Source organism: Fontibacillus phaseoli, from assembly GCF_003337355.1.
Lineage (GTDB): Bacteria > Bacillota > Bacilli > Paenibacillales > Paenibacillaceae > Fontibacillus > Fontibacillus phaseoli.
The window spans coordinates 103120-123056 of the sequence record NZ_QPJW01000011.1 but is presented as its reverse complement, the minus strand read 5'-3'; the positions used below and the strand labels follow the sequence as shown (position 1 = coordinate 123056).

The 19937-nt window shown below is 51.8% G+C and carries 13 protein-coding genes; 10 read left to right on the top strand and 3 right to left on the bottom strand.

Annotation, left to right across the window (positions count from 1 at the left end):
- Positions 1-162 precede the first annotated feature (162 nt).
- From DFP94_RS20410 to DFP94_RS20370, 9 genes are all read left to right on the top strand, one after another.
- Entirely contained in the window at positions 163-1710 is a 1548-nt protein-coding gene (locus DFP94_RS20410) for a response regulator transcription factor (RefSeq protein WP_114498330.1), read from the top strand.
- 78 nt (positions 1711-1788) lie between these two features.
- Entirely contained in the window at positions 1789-3543 is a 1755-nt protein-coding gene (locus DFP94_RS20405; protein WP_245955014.1) for a sensor histidine kinase, read from the top strand.
- A 2-nt stretch (positions 3544-3545) separates the two neighbouring features.
- Positions 3546-5087, top strand: a complete 1542-nt coding sequence (locus DFP94_RS20400; RefSeq protein ID WP_114498329.1) for a response regulator transcription factor — start codon at positions 3546-3548, stop codon at positions 5085-5087.
- A 125-nt stretch (positions 5088-5212) separates the two neighbouring features.
- The gene (locus DFP94_RS20395) at positions 5213-6913 is read left to right on the top strand and encodes a type 2 periplasmic-binding domain-containing protein (protein ID WP_114498328.1); all 1701 of its coding nucleotides are present in this window, start codon (positions 5213-5215) and stop codon (positions 6911-6913) included.
- Between the two features lie 80 nt (positions 6914-6993).
- Complete coding sequence (locus DFP94_RS20390) at positions 6994-7959, top strand: ABC transporter permease (RefSeq protein WP_114498327.1); 966 nt, start codon at positions 6994-6996, stop codon at positions 7957-7959.
- 2 nt (positions 7960-7961) lie between these two features.
- Complete coding sequence (locus DFP94_RS20385; protein WP_114498326.1) at positions 7962-8918, top strand: carbohydrate ABC transporter permease; 957 nt, start codon at positions 7962-7964, stop codon at positions 8916-8918.
- Complete coding sequence (locus tag DFP94_RS20380; protein WP_114498325.1) at positions 8918-10510, top strand: glycoside hydrolase family 43 protein; 1593 nt, start codon at positions 8918-8920, stop codon at positions 10508-10510. The genes DFP94_RS20385 and DFP94_RS20380 overlap by 1 nt, the downstream gene beginning before the upstream one ends.
- 101 nt (positions 10511-10611) lie before the next feature.
- On the top strand, positions 10612-11586 hold the full coding sequence (locus DFP94_RS20375) for an endo-1,4-beta-xylanase (RefSeq protein ID WP_181873238.1): 975 nt from the start codon (positions 10612-10614) through the stop codon (positions 11584-11586).
- Positions 11587-11722: 136 nt separating this feature from the next.
- Positions 11723-13783 carry an alpha-glucuronidase family glycosyl hydrolase gene (locus DFP94_RS20370; protein ID WP_114498351.1) on the top strand — a complete coding sequence of 687 codons (2061 nt, stop codon included), beginning with the start codon at positions 11723-11725 and terminating at the stop codon, positions 13781-13783.
- Positions 13784-14135: 352 nt separating this feature from the next.
- Here DFP94_RS20370 and DFP94_RS25605 read toward each other — a convergent pair whose 3' ends face one another.
- The 3 genes from DFP94_RS25605 to DFP94_RS20360 all read right to left on the bottom strand — a co-directional run bounded on the left by DFP94_RS25605 (position 14136) and on the right by DFP94_RS20360 (position 18666).
- The gene (locus DFP94_RS25605) at positions 14136-14276 is read right to left on the bottom strand and encodes a hypothetical protein (protein ID WP_181873236.1); all 141 of its coding nucleotides are present in this window, start codon (positions 14274-14276) and stop codon (positions 14136-14138) included.
- A 72-nt stretch (positions 14277-14348) separates the two neighbouring features.
- Entirely contained in the window at positions 14349-17783 is a 3435-nt protein-coding gene (locus DFP94_RS20365) for a glycosyl hydrolase 115 family protein (RefSeq protein WP_114498323.1), read from the bottom strand.
- 196 nt (positions 17784-17979) lie between these two features.
- Positions 17980-18666: a GntR family transcriptional regulator gene (locus DFP94_RS20360; protein ID WP_245955005.1), complete on the bottom strand. Its 687-nt coding sequence runs from the start codon at positions 18664-18666 to the stop codon at positions 17980-17982.
- A gap of 141 nt (positions 18667-18807) precedes the next feature.
- Between DFP94_RS20360 and DFP94_RS20355 the strand changes: the two genes are divergently transcribed.
- Positions 18808-19935 (top strand): glucuronate isomerase, encoded by a 1128-nt coding sequence (locus DFP94_RS20355; protein WP_114498321.1) that lies wholly within the window; start codon positions 18808-18810, stop codon positions 19933-19935.
- Positions 19936-19937: the final 2 nt, after the last annotated feature.

The following is a 19937-nucleotide window of genomic DNA, read 5'->3' as shown; positions in this document are numbered from 1 at the left end:
ATCGAAATGTTCGATAAAGGTAGCGCTGAATTTCCAGTGCTGCCTTTATTTACGCGGCATATGCATGTTTTGGTTTCCACTACCATACAAGTATGGTAGCATTAAACTATGAGTACGCTTTCATAAAGATGTAAAGTTCAATCTGGAAGAGGCGGTCAGATAATGATGAATGTGCTTTTGGTGGATGATGAGCCCTGGGTGCTGGAAGGACTCCGTACCATGGTCAACTGGAAGAGTCACGGCTTTCAGGTATGCGGAGAAGCGTTGAACGGACCGGACGCTTTGAAGATGATTCAGGAGCTTAAGCCGGAATTAGTCGTTACCGACATCAACATGCCTGTTCTGAACGGACTGGAGCTGGTGGAGCAGTCCAACAAGACGCTGGCCCGGCCGCCCAAGTTCGTCATATTAAGCGGTTATGATAATTTCAATTATGCTCTTACTGCGATACGGCATAAGGTCGCGGAATATTTACTGAAGCCGATCGACGAGGAAGAGATCGAAACGATATTGGATCAGATTGGAAAAAGAATACGGGAGGAGCTTGCTGCGGAGCAAAGCCAAAGCCGCGTGCAGTTTCTATTCAAGAATAATCTCCTGAACCGGCTGATTCAGGGTGAATATAACGAGGCCTTGGAGCAGCAGGCGGCCCGTTCCCTTGATTTGGAGCGCAAAATGGAGTTAAGATGCGTGCTGGTTGAAGCTGTTCCCGGCTGCGATGATTTAAGGCAGCGGATCCAGGGATATTTTGCGCAAGAGAGGGACCGATCTTTTCAGGATATCTCGGGCAGAGTCGGGGTAATCGTGCCGGAGGATAATTATCGGTCTGCCGTTCTGGAGGAGATTGTTTTACGGATGCACAGGGACTTGTCCGACAGCTTGTCGCAGCCTGTTATTATAACGTTAAGCGATACCTTGAAGGGGATTTCGTCGATCCGCAGTCTGTACCTGCAAACGCTGGAGGTAGGCAAGTCCAAGCGCAGCCAGGATAAAGAGGGTGTATTTTACTATAAGTACTGCAAGCAGCCGGCAGGGGCGGTTGATGTCTACAAGGAGAAGATCAAACAGCTGGCCGAAAAGGTAACGGCCGACGATGCGGGCAAAATCCGTGGCCCGGTTGACGAGATCCTGGGCTCTTTTGCCTCAGGTCTCCAGGAGATAGAAATCGCCAAGGCGCATATTGCCGATCTTGAGCTGACGCTGTGCCGAAAGGTTGCGGATATGAACGGGGAGCCGGACGTTTTGATGAAAACGATGTGGGAACAGCATGGTAGCCTGAGCGGCATAAGCAATTATCCTGCATTAAAGTCGTACGTTCAGGATTTGTGTCTGGAGGCGGCTTCCTTCCTTTCCCGGCTGACCCGGCAAAACGAGAACAATACGATTTTTCATGTCATTCAATACGTGGACCGGGAATACAAGAACAAGCTGCAGCTTCAGGATTTGGCCAAGCATTTTCATATGAACGCTACCTATTTGGGACAATTGTTCAAGAGAGAAACCGGCAAACCATTCAACGAATACTTGAACGAAAAACGAATTGAGGAAGCAAAAAGCCTGCTCAAGCGAACGCAGATCAAAATATCCGATGTGGCGCTGCAGGTCGGCTATCCGAACACGGATTATTTTATTAGCAAATTTAAAAGCAGCACGGGGATGCTGCCCTCGGCATATAAGCATGCAGCAGAGAACAAACCGGCAGATCATTAGCAGGACGGTGTACACATGGTGAAAAGACGATTCAAGTTCAGAAAAATCGTGAACGATATCCCGCTCAATTATTAATTTATCCTGATCTATCTGGTCGGCGTACTGCTGCCGATCATCATCATTAATCTCGTAGTCATGAACCGGATGTCCGACCTCATCAAGGAGAGGGAGCAGCAGAACTTGGAAATTTCGCTGGAACGGGCCAGAAAGGATATCCATGATTTCATGGACGGCGGAGTGGCCGTCAGCCACGCCTTGAATACCGACAAAACGCTTTACGAAATGCTGGACCGGACTTATCAAAACCCCGTAGATTTTTATGAGACGTTCGATGAACAGCTCCGCAACCGGTTAAGCAGCTATATTCCGGTAAACAATCAGCTTTTGCGCATCGGTATCTATACGAATAATCCTACGATCGTCTCTGGGGGGAACTACCATGTGATTGATCAGGAGGTTAAAAATAGCGATTGGTACCGGTTATGGAACGAATCCGGCGATCCTGTTATGGTGGCCGCCTATCGGGCTGCCGAAGTGAACAACCGGACCTCCACGGTTCCTTACCTTAGTGTGATTGAAGAAATGGACTACTTCGATACTTTCGATAAGTATTACAAGCTGCTGCGCATCGATATCGACCTCAGTAAAATCTATGATGTGATTGTCCGGGAACAGGAGTATCTGGATCTGTATCTGGTCAACGAGAAGAACGAGATCATTATGTCTGCGGAAAGCGGCTATCAGCGGGAAGTTACCGATGCCTATCCGTTGTTTCAGTTAAGCGGCAAACCGAAGGAAAAAGATGTCCATACGGTATCCATCGGCACGGCCCGATATGTGAAGGGGTGGAAGCTGGTCGGCATCACTCAGGGAACGCGCGTGACCAAGGCTATGCTGGACATGCAGATTTCCATCGGTGTTTTGGCCGCGGTTATCACGCTATTTACGTCCGTTTTTATCTACATTATGCTCAGATCTTATAACTACCGGGTAAAACGGTTGTCCCGGCATATGCAGAAGGTCACGAACGAGAAGTTTGACCTGATCTGGATTGACGAAGGGCGCGATGAGATCGGCGGATTGATCCAGAATTTCAATATGATGACCGCTCGGATCAACTCCCTGATCAACAACGTCTATAAATTGGAGATTCAGAAGAAAAGCCTGGAGATGGAACGGGTGCGTGCGGAATTAAACTTCCTGCAAAGCCAGATGAACCCTCATTTTCTCTTCAATACGCTGAATGCGATCCTGGTCGTCTGCACCAAGTATGATTATTCCGAAGTCACGGATATAATCAAGAGTTTGTCCAAGCTGTTGCGGAGGCTGCTTAGCTGGAAAGAGGACCTGGTCACCTTGGAGGAAGAGATCCTGTTTACCGATATGTACCTCAAAATCGAGAAGTTCCGGTTCAGGGACAAATTCGAATACCGGTTTGATATCGACGAGAACGTAATGCACTATAAAATTCCGAAAATGAGCATCCAGCCGCTGGTCGAAAATGCCTGCAAGCACGGGATTCAAGCCGTTGATGAGGCGGGAATCATCACGGTCAGCGCAACGCTCATCGAAGGCCGGCTCCGCATTGCCGTTTCCGATAACGGGAAGGGGATCGAGCCGGGCAAGCTGAGGGAGATGATACTGGCCGTACGAAGCGAGAATGTCTCCGGCAACAGTATCGGTATCCGGAACGTGTATCGAAGACTGGAGCTTTATTACGATGATTTGGTGCGTTTTGACATTGCGAGCCAACCGAATGAAGGAACGGAGGTCTCCTTTGAAATCCCGATCAAGCAATTGAATCAACAAGAAGGAATGGACGAGGAGGAATGAGCATGAGATTTAAAGTGCTCTTGATTGACGATGAACCGGGAGCTTTGGAAGGCATGCAGCTATGGATCGATTGGGAGCGGCTAGGCTTTGAAATTGTCGGAACCTGCGGCAACGGGGCCGAGGGATTAAGAAGTATCGGGGAATTGAATCCGGACCTCGTGGTTACCGATGTGAACATGCCGCTTATGGACGGGCTGGAAATGATCGAGTCCTGGCAAAAGAACGGCGACCGGAAGATCAGCTTCGTCATTGTGAGCGGTTATAGCGAATTTGATTATGCCCGGAGGGCGATGCGTTATGGCATCGCCCATTATTTGCTGAAGCCAATCGAACAAGATGAAGCGGAGAAAGAGCTCCAGGCGGCGTATCAAGAGCTTCTTCAGGAATACGAAGAACAACACATCAGCCAAATCGCATCTTACGAAGAAACGGTCAGCTTGCTTAAAAAAGCGGCGATGGAGGAACCGCAATCCGTCGCCGATCTGACCGTCCTGGAACGCTTGTCTGCCAGCCGGGAGGCGTGGAACTTCTGCCTCGTCCAATGTGATCCGCCGCTGTATGCCCCGTCGCGGGAAACGGCGGCTTCTTTGGTGCGGAACCAGGATGCGATGTATCTGGTTGATTTGGAAATGCACTGCTTTGGCATTGTATACGGTTATACTCCCGCAAGGGGGGATGAGAATGAAGCATGGGCCATCCTGACTCAATTATCGCAGTCTTATTCTCCCTATCGTGTTTTTATGTCTACAGGAGCCGGCGAGACATCGCTGGTTGGATTGAATAGTTGTTATAAAACGGCCAGGGCGGCCATTTTGCACAATTTCTATGACTCCGGCTACGCGGAAATCAAAAAATATGAGTCGGTCGGAAATCATGTTTTTCAGTACCATTATGATCAGATCCGGCTTATGGACGGAATCATTGGCGCGATGAATTTACTGGATATCTCCGGACTGGAGGACGCCGTAAGCTCGGCAGTCCAGAGCTTCCGGGAAATGGCGATGGCTCCCGAAATCGTCAAGAAAATTGTCATTCATCTGATGTACAAAATCATGGAGTACCTGCAAGGTTTGGACGGGGAGCCGGCATCTTCGCTATTGGAGAAATACAATTCGCTGCTGTCCGGCTTATCCGATGCGGTTCTTCTCCTTGAGGACTTGATGGGTTATTTGCTTCATTGCGGCAAGGATACCATCGATTTGATGCTCCAGGAGCAGATGCGCAGGTCGCAAGGCATCATCCAGGAAATCAATGAATACATTCGCGGACACTACCGGGAGGCCTTGACCATCAAAATGCTGTCCGAGATATTTTACCTGCATCCGGTGTATTTGGGACAACTTCTGTTGCGGAAAAACGGAATCAGCTTTAACGAGCTGGTGCACAATCTGCGGATTGAGGAAGCCGTGGCGCTCCTGCAGCAGAACCGGCTAAAAAACAGCGAGATTGCCGAACAACTCGGTTACTCCAATTACGGGCAATTTTTGAAACAATTTGAGAAGAGGATGGGAGTCTCACCAAACGAGTTTAAAAACAGAATCTAATATTTTTGGGGTTAATGCTTTAATTGCGATATAGTTCCATTTTGGTAGCGCTTTTAAAATAAAGATAAGTTACATGAAAGGGCTTTCAAGTCTGGATGTAACAAATATATGCGGAGGTGCTTTACATGGGGGGCAAGTCCAAATCGATTTTCCGGCTTAGCATGATCATGTTGTTATCGCTCAGCGTCATCCTGTCGGGATGCGGCGGCAACAACAATGCTGCAAATTCCGGAAGCGGCAATAACGGCAAGCAGGCAGAATCCGGAAACAATACCGGAGATAAGGTTGAACCGCTCGAAATCACGGCATTTATCGGGGAAGCCGGCCAGCAACCGACACCGGACAACAAGATCTACAAAAAGATTAAAGACGAACTGGGAGTTACTATCAAAATGGAATTCCTGGCTGGAGATATTAACCAAAAGCTCGGCGTTATGATTGCCGGTTCTGATTATCCGGATATTATGACGGCAAATACGAAGCTTACGGCTGCCGGCGCCTTTATTCCGCTGGAAGACCTCATTGAAGAACACGCCCCGAATTTGAAGAAACACTATGAAAAGTACTGGAACATGATGAAGGACCCTAACGACGGTCATATCTACATCCTGCCGAACTATGGGGCATATAACGGCGAAGTGAGCACTACTTGGTATTCCGGACCGGCTTTCTGGGTTCAAAAGGCCGTTTTGGAAGATGCCGGATATCCTCAAGTTAAAACGCTTGACGAGTATTTCGACCTGATCGCCAAGTATAAAGAGAAGTACCCGACCATCGACGGCAGCCCGACGATCGGTTTTGAAATTTTGAACTATGACTGGAGAAACTGGGGCCTGTTCAACGCTCCACAACATTTAATTGGTCAGCCGAATGATGGCGGCGTTGTCGTTAAAGACGGTAAAGCGGAAATTTTTGCGGATAAAGACTCCGCTAAGCAATATTATCAAAAGCTGAACGAAGTCAATGCGCAAGGCTTGGTTGACAAAGAAACGTTTACTCAAAACTACGACCAATACTTGGCCAAGATTTCCAGTGGAACTGTCCTCGGGATGTTTGATCAACATTGGAACTTCCAAACTGCAGAAGATGCTTTGACCACCCAGCAAAAACTGGAAAGAACCTATGTTGGACTTCCACTGGTTTATGACAAAAACACGAAGGACCACTATTTGGACCGTCCGGCGCTTAATCTGAACAACGGATTCGGGATCAGCGTCAACGGCAAAGATAAAGCAGTCCAAATTCTCAAAATGTGGGACCGTATGATTCAAGAAGATTGGCAAAAAGTTCTCTCCTGGGGGATTGAGGGCGAAGATTATATCGTGAACGAAGAAAGCAGGTTCATGAAAACCCAGGAACAACGTGATGACTTCACGGACGCAACTTGGAAGCTGGCTAACAAAGCGGATGCCTTCTATAAATTTAGTCCGAAAATGCAAGGTTACTTCGAGGACGGCAATGCTACGGATGCGGCTGCCCAGCCTGAAGAATATAAAGCGGGTTTGAAAGAGTATGACAAGAAGTTCCTTGAAGCTTACGGCTATAACAGCTATGTCGATTTCTTCAGCCCGGCGCCGGAAAACCCGATTTATTATCCGGCATGGTCCGTGGATCTGGTGGAAGGCTCTGAAGCAAAAATCGTCAATACGAAGCAAAACGATCTATCGACCAAATATTTGCCGAAAGCCATATTGGCCAAACCGACGGAATTTGAAGCCGTATGGAGCGACTATGCCAAGGAAATCGGCAAGCTCAATATCAAAGCTTACGAAGACCGCATCAATGAAGTTCTGCAATGGAGAATCGACACCTGGACCGTGAAATAAGGTATTGGTTTAAATCGGAAAATGGAAGGCTAACCGCCTTCCATTTTCCGAAATATTAGGCTTTGTGGGGAGAAAAGAACATGGATGAGACCTTAACAAAAAAAAGCGCCTTCCGGAAGCCGAAAAAAGCGAAGAAACAGCCGATTACATGGTCCCTCATTAAAGACCAGAAACAATTGATTTTCATGTCGGTTCCTCTGTTAGCTTATATCATCCTGTTTGCTTATGTCCCTATTTGGGGATGGACGATGGCTTTTCAGGATTATAAGCCCGCTCTCGATTTCGGCGATCAAAAATGGGTGGGATTCAAGCATTTCAAATTTTTGTTCCAGGACGATAACTTCTTGCGGGTACTGAGAAATACGCTCGGTATGAGTATCATCAACCTGATACTCGGATTTGTAACCGCCATCATACTGGCTTTGCTGTTGAATGAAATCAAGAAAATTTTTTGGAAACGAACGGTACAAACGATTTCTTATTTGCCGCATTTTTTGTCCTGGATTATCGTAACCGGGATCGTAGCTACATCGCTTGCTTCCGACGGGATTATCAACGACCTCCTGATGAAGCTGCATCTGATAAAAGAGCCGATTTTGTGGCTCAGCGAAGGGAAATATTTCTGGGGCGTCGTCGGAGCTTCGCATGTTTGGAAAGAGGTCGGCTGGAATACGATTATTTATTTGGCCGCTATGGCCTCTATTGATCCGGCTTTATATGAAGCGGCAGATATAGACGGCGCAAGCCGATACAGCAAGATGAGACACGTCACGCTGCCAGGTATTAAACCAACTATCGTCATCCTGCTGATTATGCAAGTCGGGCACATTTTGGAAGCCGGATTTGAAATTCAGTATCTGCTCGGGAACGGACTTGTCGTCGACTGGGCGGAAACGATCGATATCTTTGTCTTGAAATACGGGATTGCTCAAGGGAACTATTCCATGGCCACCGCCGGCGGTATATTCAAAACGGTCGTTAGCGTCACGATGCTGCTTATTGCAAACTGGACCGCCAAGCGACTAGGGGAAGAGAGGCTGTTATAAACATGGCAAATCAATCAATCAGCCCTGGGCATGCAACTGCTGCCGCTGTGAATAGACGGATGGGAAGAAGAAAACTTGAGCCGATTCTTTTTAATACATTCAATACCCTCTTCATGATCTTTCTCGTGATTGTCACTTTATATCCGTTTTTGAACACGATCGTCGTTTCCTTCAACGCCGGGAACGATACGATCCGAGGCGGGCTGTACTGGTGGCCGAGACAATTTACGTTGCAAAACTACAAGGCGGTTTTTGCTTCGGGTACGATATACAATGCTTTCGGGATTTCAGTCGCAAGAACGCTGCTCTCGACGGTGCTTAACATATTTCTGACGACGATGCTCGCCTACACTTTGAGCCGCAAGGAGTATGTGTTCCGCAAACCGATTACGTTAATTTTTATACTGACGATGTATTTTAACGCCGGTCTGATTCCGGGCTACTTCCTGATGAAGGACTTGCACCTGATTAATACATTCTGGGTCTATGTCATCCCTTCGATGATGAGCGCGTTCAATATGATCGTCATCCGTACCTATATCGGCACGATTCCGGAGAGCCTGATCGAATCGGCGAGAATCGACGGCGCGGGGGATTTTAAAATCTTCTGGCGAATCATCTTCCCGCTGTGTAAACCGGTTCTGGCCACCATTGCCCTGTTTGTTGCAGTAGGGGCCTGGAACCAATGGTTTGACGCTTTCCTGTACACATCTTCCAAACAGGAGCTCAGTACCCTGCAATATGAGCTTATGAAGCTGATATCTTCCAGCATGAACGCGAACAGCAACCCGGCCGTGTCCAACGGGGCAGGCATGACGCAGCAATCAATCTCTATGGTAACTCCGTTATCCATCCGGGCTGCGGTAACCGTGGTCGCTTCCGTGCCGATCCTCTTGGTTTATCCGTTCATGCAGAAATACTTCGTAGTCGGACTTAACGTAGGGAGCGTAAAAGAATAATGACTAAACAATCGGCATCTTACTCCAACCCGGTACTTCCGGGATTCTACCCCGACCCGAGCATCGCTCGGGCCAGGGATGATTTTTATCTGGTTTGCAGTTCCTTCGAGTATTTCCCTGGCGTGCCGATCTTTCACAGCCGGGACCTTATTCATTGGGAGCAAATCGGGCATGTGCTGGACCGGACCAGCCAGCTAGATTTGGCCGGTCGAAAAAGTTCGGACGGTATTTATGCGCCAACTCTTCGGTATCAGGACGGAACGTTCTTCATGATTACCACGGATGTGCGGGGGATCGGCAACTTTTATGTGACCGCCACGGATCCTGCGGGACCCTGGTCGGACCCGATTCTTGTTCCGTATGGCGGCATTGATCCGTCCCTGTTTTTCGATGATGACGGCAAAGTGTATGTAACTGCCCAGCAAGGCGTGGACTACAATTCGCATGTAATCCAGTACGAGATCGATATCGCCACGGGCAAGGCCTTGTCCGAACCGGTTGTGATTTGGAGAGGCGATGGCGGACCCTGGACGGAAGGTCCCCATTTGTACAAGATCAACGGAATGTATTACATCATGACCGCCTCCGGAGGTACCGCGAAGGACCACCGGGAAATTATCGGCCGGAGTTCCAGTCCTTACGGGCCGTTTGAATTATACGGACAGCCGATCCTGACGCACCGGAGCATCGAGCACCCGATTCAATATTTGGGCCACGCTGATCTGGTGGAGGACGGCAACGGAGACTGGTGGGCAGTTTTTCTTGGGGTTCGGCTCGTTGATTCGGGCTATAGCGTGCTCGGCAGAGAAACCTTCCTTGCGCCGGTGACCTGGAATGAAGCGGGTTGGCCGATGATTGACAACAATGAAGGCACCGTAAACCTGAATATGAGCGTGTCCGGAGTGCCGGAGCAAGATTTGGCGGCATCACCGATGCCGGAGATGGAAGGATATTTAGGACCTAAAGGAATTGCCGGAGCTAGGGTACTTGGTAGTAAGGATGATTTTGAGAGCGACGAACTCGGGCTGGCCTGGACGTTTCTCCGTAGTCCGATGGAGGGAAGTTGGTCTTTGGCGGAACGGGCCGGATGGCTCGCCCTGCATGGACAGGCCGCCGGTTTGAGCGACCTTGGCCGGACAACCTTTGTCGGCCGTAGACAGCAGCATGTTCAGGCGGCTTACAGCACTTGCTTGCAGTTTTCGCCGCAGGATGGGGAAGAAGCAGGTCTATGTGCCAGAAGGGACGAACACGCCCACTACGAAATAGCCCTGAAACGGGTGAACGGACGAAACGTGGTGACTGCCCTGCTGACCATTAGAGGCGAAACGCATGCTGCGGGCGAGGTACAGGTCGATGGTAATCAAATTTGGCTCAAGATCGAGGCGGATGTGACCGCGTATACACTGTTTTATTCGCTGGGTGGCCAGAATTGGAGCAGACTTGCGATTGGACCCGCGCGAGCATTGTCTCCGGAGGATTTCGTAAACAAGATGTGCTTTACAGGCGTAGTCATCGGTCTGTATGCCAGCGGCAACGGCAAGCCTTCATCCGGTCCGGCTTACTTCGACTGGTTTGAAACCGAGATCGGATAAGAGGACACTTCATGAATTCATTTTAGCTTAAAATTGCGGCAAGCGTGGAGGAGGAGACTGAAGTGAATCAATCAAGGCCGGCTGAAGCCGCCCTAAAGGATATGTTTGAAGCTGATTTCCGCATCGGCGCGGCGGTGAATCCCCGCACGATCCGGTCGCAGGAGCATCTGTTGGCGCGGCATTTTAACAGCATTACCGCGGAGAACGAAATGAAGTTCGTCAGCGTGCATCCGGAGGAAGAGACCTATACTTTCGACGAGGCCGACCAGCTTGTGGCCTTTGCTCGCAAGCACGGCATGGCGGTGCGCGGCCATACGCTGGTTTGGCATAATCAGACCAGCGATTGGCTGTTCAAGGACAGCCATGACGGGACCGTAAGCAAGGCAGTGCTGCTGGAACGGCTTCGTTCCCACACTCAGACCGTGGTCGGACGCTACAAAAACGATATTTACGCTTGGGATGTGGTCAATGAAGTGATTGCCGATGAAGGCGAGTCTTTGCTCCGCCCTTCGAAGTGGCTCGATATCGCGGGACCGGACTTTATCGCCAAAGCGTTTCATTTCGCCCATGAGGCCGACCCGAAGGCTCTGTTGTTCTACAACGATTACAACGAATCGAATCCGCTCAAACGCGACAAGATTTATACCTTGGTTAAATCGCTGCTGGAACAGGGAGTTCCGATTCATGGCATCGGTTTGCAAGCCCACTGGAATCTGTTCGATCCTTCTCTGGACGACATCCGTGCGGCCATCGAGAAGTACGCTTCCTTGGGACTGCAACTGCAGTTGACGGAGCTGGATATATCCGTGTTCCGTTTCGAGGATAAACGAACCGACCTCGTCAAGCCGGAACCGGGTATGCTGGAGCGCCAGGCCGAGGTGTACGAAGCCGTGTTCCGGCTGTTGAAGGAATACCGCGAGGTCATTAGCGCGGTTACGTTCTGGGGTGCCGCGGACGATTATACCTGGCTGGACGATTTTCCGGTGCGCGACCGAAAAAATTGGCCCTTCCTGTTCGACGAACGGCATCAGCCAAAACCTGCATTCGACCGTTTGGCTAAACTAGCCGGCAAATGAGTCCAACTGTAGCAATCTAGGCAGTTACGGAGCTACCGCGAAATAGAAACAAGCGGGGATAAGAAGAGAGAAGCGCCCTCCAAGGGGGTGTTTCTTTCCTTTTAAAGATATTTTGCAGGAGGAAAAACGGATGAGAATGGAGAGTACATTGTATAAAACCTGGCTTCAATATAACGAGATTCCAGGGTCTGAATTGCGCCGGGAGTATGCTGACCTTCTGGGCCGAGTCGTTGTAGAGAGAGAAACTTCGCGTCATTGCACAGCGGCGGTGAATGAACTGACGGAAGGCTTTAAGTCCATGCTGAGAACGAATGCCGTATTTATGGACGAAGCCCCTGCAAGCGGCTCTTATTTGCGGATCGGAGTGAAGGTGGTAGAAGCAGCAGGAACAAATAGGGAGGGACGAGGCTGGGAAAAGGGAGAAGACGCATTTTCGTTGAAACTGATCAAGGCGGGCGAGGGTAAGCGCCTTGAACTGATAGGGCGATCCCCTTCAGGCGTGTTATACGGGGTTTTCCATCTGCTTCGCGGCATGGCTCTTGGCCTTAGACCGGAAGAACTGGAAAGAGAAGAGTGTCCGGTAAACCGGCTGCGGATGATCAACCAATGGGATAATGCCGATGGTTCGATTGAGCGGGGTTATGCGGGGAACTCGATTTTTTATGAAGGCGGGAAAATCGTGGCCGATACCTCCCGAATCCGGGATTATGCCCGAATGCTGTCTTCGGTAGGGATCAACGCGATTTCGGTCAATAACGTGAACGTACATGAAATCGAAACCCGTTTCATAACGGAGGAAGGGCTGCCGGAAGTAGCCCGCGTCGCGGAAGTATTCCGCAATTACGGCATCGCGCTGTTCCTTAGCATTAACTTCGCCGCCCCGCTGGCCATTGGAGGCATCGGCACCGCGGACCCGCTCGATCCGAACGTGCAGCAATGGTGGGCTGAAACAGCAAATCGGATCTATCGGCATATCCCCGATTTCGGCGGCTTTGTGGTCAAGGCCGATTCCGAGCATCGGCCGGGTCCGTTCGCGTACGGTCGCGACCATGCCGACGGGGCGAATATGCTAGCCGAAGCGCTGGAGCCGCACGGCGGACTCGTGATTTGGCGCTGCTTCGTATACAACTGCATGCAGGATTGGCGGGATCGTTCCACGGACCGTGCGCGTGCGGCTTACGACCATTTTGGCCCGCTCGATGGCAAATTCCGCGACAACGTTCTGCTCCAGATCAAGAACGGTCCGATGGACTTCCAGGTGCGGGAGCCGGTATCTCCGTTGTTCGGGGCGATGAGCCGGACCAATCAGGTGCTTGAATTCCAGGTTACCCAGGAATATACCGGGCAGCAGCGTCATTTGTGTTATCTGGTACCTCAGTGGAAGCAGGTTCTCGATTTTGACACGCATGCGGTAAGCGCAGGCGTACAAGTGAAGAATATCGTAGAGGGCTCCTTGTTCGGTATGAAAATCAGCGGCGTGGCGGCAGTGTCCAATATCGGGAATGAGGAATGCTGGACAGGGCATCCGTTGGCCCAGGCCAATTTGTACGGATACGGGCGGTTGATCTGGAATCCGGATCTGTCCGCCGAGGCCATAGCCGATGAGTGGACGCGGCTGACCTTCGGAAACGACAAGGACGTCGTCGAAAAAGTAACGCAAATGCTCATGGCTTCCTGGCCGATTTACGAAAGTTATACGTCCCCTTTGGGTGTTGGCTGGATGGTTGTCCCTCATTACCATTACGGTCCTGACGTGGACGGCTACGAATATTCGCGCTGGGGAACCTATCACTTTGCCGACCGGGACGGCATCGGGGTGGACCGGACGGCCGCAACGGGTACGGGATACGTAACCCAGTATTATATTCCGAACAGGGAAACGTACGAGTCGCTGAAGAAGTGTCCGGATGAACTGCTGCTTTTCTTCCATCATGTACCGTACAGCCACCGGCTCCACTCCGGCAGCACCGTCATTCAACACATATACGACACGCATTTTGGAGGAGCCGAAGCGGCGGAAGGACTGAGTTTGATCTGGTCGGCTTTGGCGGGCAAAATCGATGCCGAGCGCTATGAGGCGGTGGAGTCCAGATTAGCGGAGCAGAGAGATCATGCCAAGCATTGGCGCGATGTGATCAATACGTATTTCCATCGTAAATCAGGGGTCCCGGATGAGCGGGGGAGAGAGATCTATTAACGGGTTCGTAACAATTACCAAATTATTCTTAGCTCCGATTTTCTATTATCTGTCCTATTTCACCGTTCTCTATTGATGGACAAATAGCCAAAATGTCTTCTAAAAGGTGGACAGAAGGGGTTATTCCTCGATTCTCTCAAGACTCAATATCTAGTTTCTATATAAATGTATCGTGCTATATATAGGATTATTGAAAGTGGGGAGTATATATCTCTTTTGCAGAAAAGTGTCCACTATTTGAAAGACATCTCCACGATTGTTCCGCCTCTCAAGGACAATGTTAAAAGGCATCGCCCGGAAGCTAATTGCTCCGGGTGATGCCTTTTTGAGTTTGAGGCTGAGGGAGTCGCCGTTATAGCGTCCACTCGGACTCGAATACGCGGGATCGTCCGCCATTGTCGCAGAACAGGACGATCTTCAGTTTGTAAGCGCGGCGGATACTTGGCGTGGAGCCGGGAACGCCGTTGCCATCCGCGAAGCAGAGGCGCTGCACGTCCTCGCCGCCGCGCGGCACGATGCCGGTGACGGCGGCGCGGTCCAGCAGCCGTTCGCCGCCGGTGCCGTCTCACATGTAGAGGGAGACGGTCATAGCGTAGCGGCAGCTGGCATCCGCCTCGGTGCCAGCGCCGCTAAGCAGTCCGATCTGCGCGGTGAGCGGCAGATCGGGCAGCAGTCCGCTGCGCCGCAGGGATGGCCGGACGGCGAGCCGGTCCGGCACCGCCAGCGTCAGGCGCAGCTCCTCTTGCAGGGCGCGGCAGCCTTCGGCTTCCAGCCGCAGCGTGTGCCGCCCGGCGCTGAGCGGGATGCCCTCCGCGAGGTAGCGGAGCGATCCGCTTTCGCCCTGGGCGTGCCGCAGGCGCAGCGGCCCCGCGAGATCGCGGCCGCCGGAGAGCACCCGGATCATCGGGCTGTCTCCGGGTTTCACGATGGCGGCCAGCTCCAGCGTGTAAAGTCCGCTGCTGCGGACGAACACGTCGAACGGCCCGCTTGCAGCGCGTACCCCGGCCAGAATACCGGGAACTCGGCACGGATCGGAGGCGTCCTTCGAAGCGTCCGTCGCGTGATCCGCCATTGCCTTCGTCATTGCGTCCTTAACTCGCCGTCCGCTATGCCAGCTTTCCGGCGGGCCGAGCAGGCTTGGCTTCACGCCCCCGGCATCCAGCACGATCTTTTGCAGCACGACGATCGGATCAACCATCCACACCCGCAGCGTGTGTTGTCCCGGCTGCTCGACATGAAAAGATACGGAAGCGGTGCGTAGGTTATAAATTACGCTTTGTTCCCAATCCGGCTCATCAAATCCGCCTTCGGAAGTATGCGAGATCGCATCCGCTATTTGCACCCGCCCGTCGTCCAGCGACACGCCGATCCGCAATCCCTGACCCGGCACAAAATCGAGCGAAGGTGCGAGATATAGCGTCGCTTTGAACTCTCCGGTACTTGTCAAATACACCGGATAGGTCAAGCTAGGCGAATTAGCAAAATCCGGTTGTTCGGCACACGCGGTCGTAACCGGAAAGACGGCCATCGAGGACAGGGTCCGGCCGTGGCAGGATATTTTCTCCCAGGCTACGCCGTTCGAATTGGCCTCTTTATCCCCGTAATGCTCCGCTTCAATCGAGACAAAGCCACCGGTTTCCATATGGCCCACGAGACTTTGTCTCGTCGGCTCAGTTGGATAAAAAACGGGCACGTGTACGGCAACCTCGGTTTCATCGGGCCCTGTCAGGACAATTCGGCCGAACACGGTCCCGCCGACCGGAGCGGCTGTCCAGTCGATGTCGACCCAGAGCCGTTTCTGGTGGACGACGGTTCCCTCCGTCATGGACAGCTTGATCCAGGGCTCATCGGTATGGGCTTGAAAGACGAAAGGCTGACTTTTTCTGTTAAAAATCTCAATGTACCTCGCCTCACGTGTAAAAGCGTCAAACTGCGGCAACTCACACGCCGCCGAGGCACCCGGCCATACGTCTTGCGAACCTTCGATCGCGACTCCCATCTCCGAACCGTCCAGTTCTTCGACGTACCCGGTTTCCGGCATGACATTTTCGGGGGGCTGATTCCAGTAGGTATATCCGATATGATTCTGATCCATCATGTGATCCCATTTGCCTTCGGCCAGCAGCTTGTTGTACCGGAACGTCAGCTCGCGGTCGGCGGCAAACAGCAGTTCCGCTTCGCGGGCTTCCACGTTTGCCATCGTCCTTCCCTGGCGGGCATATAGCCTGCTTCGCGCGGCCCGCAGATGAAGCTCGAGCACTTGGGCCGAGGCTTCCACCGGATACAGCACCAGTTGGAAGAACGCATCCCGCATGTCTTCGGGCATAGCCGCGTGAAGCTGCTGTGCTGCCTGAACCGCTTGGCTGAAATCGGTGATCGCCGTCTCGGCCTCTTTATAATGCGTCAGGCTGTACAACTCTACAGCATTTAGCAGCTCCGGCTTGATCCGGCCATTGAATTTCGTATAGGCATCGAGGAGGTTCGCGACAGAAACGCTATAGTCGGCCCCGAATTGCCGCTCTGCCCACCACTCCGTATATCCCCGGGCGTTATCGCGGGTAAAGTCCGAAATATTCCAGGCCATCCGCAAAAAATACTCCATCGGGAACTCCATCGGCTTCAAATCGCCTACGTTGAGAATCCAGATGCGGTCCGCACCGTATTCGCAGGCTTTGTGCATTTGCTCCCAGATTTTTGGGATCGGCACCGTGTTCAGCCACTTGTAGGAGCGCGGGCCTCCGACATAGTCAAGGTGATAGTAGATACCCGCACCCCCGGAACGGCCGCGCTCCTCTTCGGTCGGCACCCGGCGTAAATTGCCATGGTTATCGTCCGACCAGAGCAGGGTAATGTCATCCGGCACCCGCATACCGTGATCATAGTAGTCCTGAACTTCCTTATAGAGCGCCCAGAGTTGCGGCACTTCGGTAGCCGCTTTTCCTGTCTGCTCCGCAATGATGTTCCGCTGATCCTCCACAATCCGTTCGAGCAGGGCGATTTTTTGTTCGAAATTCAAATGCCCGCCCATCGCTTCGTCTCCGTCTCCGCGCATGCCGAGGGTGACGATGCTTTCATAGGCCCGGCTGCGCCGGATGCCTTCTTCCCAAAAATCATGGAGCACCCGTTCGTTGACGGAGTAATCCCAGGGGCCCTGCCGGTGCTTCTTCCAGTCCCCGTGCGGGCGCTGCATCGGTTCGTGGTGCGAGGTGCCGATCACGATGCCGTAGTGGTCCGCGATTTCCGCGTTTCGGGGATCATCCTCATAGAACGTATTGTCCCACATTGCCGGCCACAAATAATTGGCTTTGAGGCGCAGCAGCAGTTCGTATACGTTTTCATAGAATTCATGGGTAAAATCGCGATAGTTCGCCCGCACCCAAGCCATCAGCGAAGGGCCTTCATCGTTGAGAAAAATCCCCCGGTATTTTACGGACGGCTCGCCTTGTATGTAGGTACCGGGAATCACGTGAATCGTTTCCCGCTGCGCCGGCGGAACATCGGCCCACCAGTGCCACGGGGAGACGCCGATATTTTCGGAAACGTCGTAGATGCCGAAAATCGTTCCCCGCTTGTCGCTCCCCGCGATAACCAGCGCCGAATCCAGGCCGGAAAGCGGGTTCGCCACCGTCTGGATAACGAAGGCCTCCCATTTGCCGGCAACTTCTCCGGCTTGAAGCTTGCCTTCGGCAATCAGCGCATCGATGACCGGGCACTGTCCGATCGTTCCGATCAGAACAGCATGGCCCTGCTGTAGATAACTGGTCTCACTGACCAGCCGAGGAGAGACGCCGGTTACCCGCCCGATGTCACATTGCAGGTCGCCAGCCGCCCGGCGTACGCCTTCGTAATCCTCCGCCGAAACGTACAAATTGGCTGCAATCCCTTCATGCACCAGGCGGAAAGAGGCCGGGTCCAATTTCGATATCTTTAATTCATTCTCGACGATCTTAGGCCGATTATTGCTCTCCGTCGCATATTGAATATATCTCTTCCTGAACATGGAAACCTCCCGTGTTTGTTTGCGTTTTCAAAATGAGTGTCAGTGCATATATCATGAGCTACAGCTTATGAGGCAGCGCCATCCCGGCTGCCATACGCCGAACTAGGTCATGCACCCCACCCATTGAAACCGCCGTCACAAAGAGTTGACAACGACCTTTCGTCCCATGCGGTGGGAAGCCTTGAACGCGTTACATTTATTTCACCGCAGAGAAAAAATGCGGGAATTTCTCCTGCAGCACACTCAGGCTCGCAATGCTTAATGTCAAATGAGCTTGCATGATTTGATCGGCACGGTTTTCATCCTGCATGCGGATGGCTTCGGCCATTTGGCGGTGCTGCTCATACAAATGATCCCAATGCGGATCCGTCTTCAGCCACATGATCCGTGTCCGGTTCAGATGGGCGTTCATTTGCTGAATGACCGACCATGTACCAAGCTTGCGGCAGCCATCGAACAATATGCGGTGGTACTCTTCGTCCAGCGCAAACATGGACTCTTCGTCATGCTTCTGCAGGCTTTCCCGCTGCTGCTCAACGTTGTTGTCCATGGCGGCCAAATGTTCCGCAGGGAGGCTCTGGCAAGCCAAACGAATGACGGCCCGCTCCAATTGCTCCCGCATGAACCGCGCTTCTTCAACGAGGTCCGGATCGATCAGCGAAACTCGCGTCCCCCGTTGCGGCAGTACCAGAAGGAGTCCTTCTTGTGCCAGACGAACGAAGCTTTCCCGGACAGGGGTTCGGCTGACCTGAAAGGCAACGGACATTTCTTTTTCCGACAAGGCCGTGCCCGGAGGGAGCTCCATAGAGACAATCTGCTGTTTTAACTGGGCATATACGCTGTTTCCGGCTGAACCTGACTGCGAATGCAACAATTCTTTCAAACGATCACCTCCTATTTTGTTCCATACTACCATACTTGTATGGTAGTATGGAACTGGAAAGATGGAAAATTATTTCTCTTCATAAAACGGCCTTATTTTGATTATTTTGTATTACTTAAATCCTCGGGGGGACGAAGGAACATGCAGCAGTGGAACTTGGAAAATTTGCTGTTGAACGGCACTAGTGCCAAGAAACTTTATCACGATTATGCGGCCGGGATGCCCATCTACGATTATCACAATCATTTGAATGCGGGAGATGTGGCTGCTAATCGGAGGTTTGGCAATCTGACGGAGCTGTGGCTGGAAGGGGATCATTACAAGTGGCGGGCGATGCGCTGGCTAGGTATTGATGAATTCTTGATCACCGGCGAGTCCGACGACTTTACCAAATTCAAGGCCTGGGCAGGCGCAGTTCCAAGGCTGGCGGCTGCGGATTTTAGCCGATATATGGAGGAACTCGGAAATCGGGCGGAGATGAGAATTAGCGATTATGACGGATTAATCCTTGCCTTGAACCGGCAGATGGAGAAGTTCCACGAGGTTGGATGTCGGTTATCCGATCATGGCTTCGGGGAGTTTTCGTATGAAGCTGCGACCGAACGGGAGGTGCGGACGATTTTTGCCAAGGCGATGCAGGGAGAATCCTTGAATGCTTCCGAGGAAGGCAAGTACCGGACGTTTACCTTGCTGCGTTTGAGCGAAATGTACCATTCCCGCGACTGGGCCATGCAACTGCACATTGGCGCCATTCGCAACAACAATGAACGGATGACCTCGCTTTTAGGAAAAAACAGCGGATTCGACTCGATTCTGGACTACCATCTGGCGGCTTCGTTAAATGCGTTCTTGAACGAATTGGATAAAGTAGACCGTCTTCCGAAGACCATTGTATACAGCTTGTACCCTTATCATTACGAACTGATTGCCACTACGATCGGCAACTTCCAGTCGGGAGATGTTCCCGGAAAACTGCAGCTCGGCGCCGCGTGGTGGTTCCACGATCAAAAAGAAGGGATGCTTCAGCAGCTTAAGGCGCTGTCTTCAGTCGGGGTCCTCAGCACCTTTGTCGGTATGCTGACCGATTCGCGCAGCTTTATGTCTTTCCCGCGCCATGAGTATTTTCGGCGGGTACTGTGCCGCTTGCTCGGACAATGGATCGACGAGGGCGAATTGCCCGCGGATTACGATTACATCGGCGGGATGGTGCAAGACATTTGTTTCGGTAATGCACAGCGCTATTTCGGTATCCCTGATAACAGAGCTTGATA

Bases quoted from the DNA above. Each gene is read 5' to 3' on its own strand.
- DFP94_RS20410 (WP_114498330.1), top strand. From the start codon at position 163: ATGATGAATGTGCTTTTGGTGGATGATGAGCCCTGGGTGCTGGAAGGA.
- DFP94_RS20400 (WP_114498329.1), top strand. From the start codon at position 3,546: ATGAGATTTAAAGTGCTCTTGATTGACGATGAACCGGGAGCTTTGGAA.
- DFP94_RS20395 (WP_114498328.1), top strand. From the start codon at position 5,213: ATGGGGGGCAAGTCCAAATCGATTTTCCGGCTTAGCATGATCATGTTG.
- DFP94_RS20390 (WP_114498327.1), top strand. From the start codon at position 6,994: ATGGATGAGACCTTAACAAAAAAAAGCGCCTTCCGGAAGCCGAAAAAA.
- DFP94_RS20385 (WP_114498326.1), top strand. From the start codon at position 7,962: ATGGCAAATCAATCAATCAGCCCTGGGCATGCAACTGCTGCCGCTGTG.
- DFP94_RS20380 (WP_114498325.1), top strand. From the start codon at position 8,918: ATGACTAAACAATCGGCATCTTACTCCAACCCGGTACTTCCGGGATTC.
- DFP94_RS20375 (WP_181873238.1), top strand. From the start codon at position 10,612: ATGTTTGAAGCTGATTTCCGCATCGGCGCGGCGGTGAATCCCCGCACG.
- DFP94_RS20370 (WP_114498351.1), top strand. From the start codon at position 11,723: ATGGAGAGTACATTGTATAAAACCTGGCTTCAATATAACGAGATTCCA.
- DFP94_RS20365 (WP_114498323.1), bottom strand. From the start codon at position 17,783: ATGTTCAGGAAGAGATATATTCAATATGCGACGGAGAGCAATAATCGG.
- DFP94_RS20355 (WP_114498321.1), top strand. From the start codon at position 18,808: ATGCAGCAGTGGAACTTGGAAAATTTGCTGTTGAACGGCACTAGTGCC.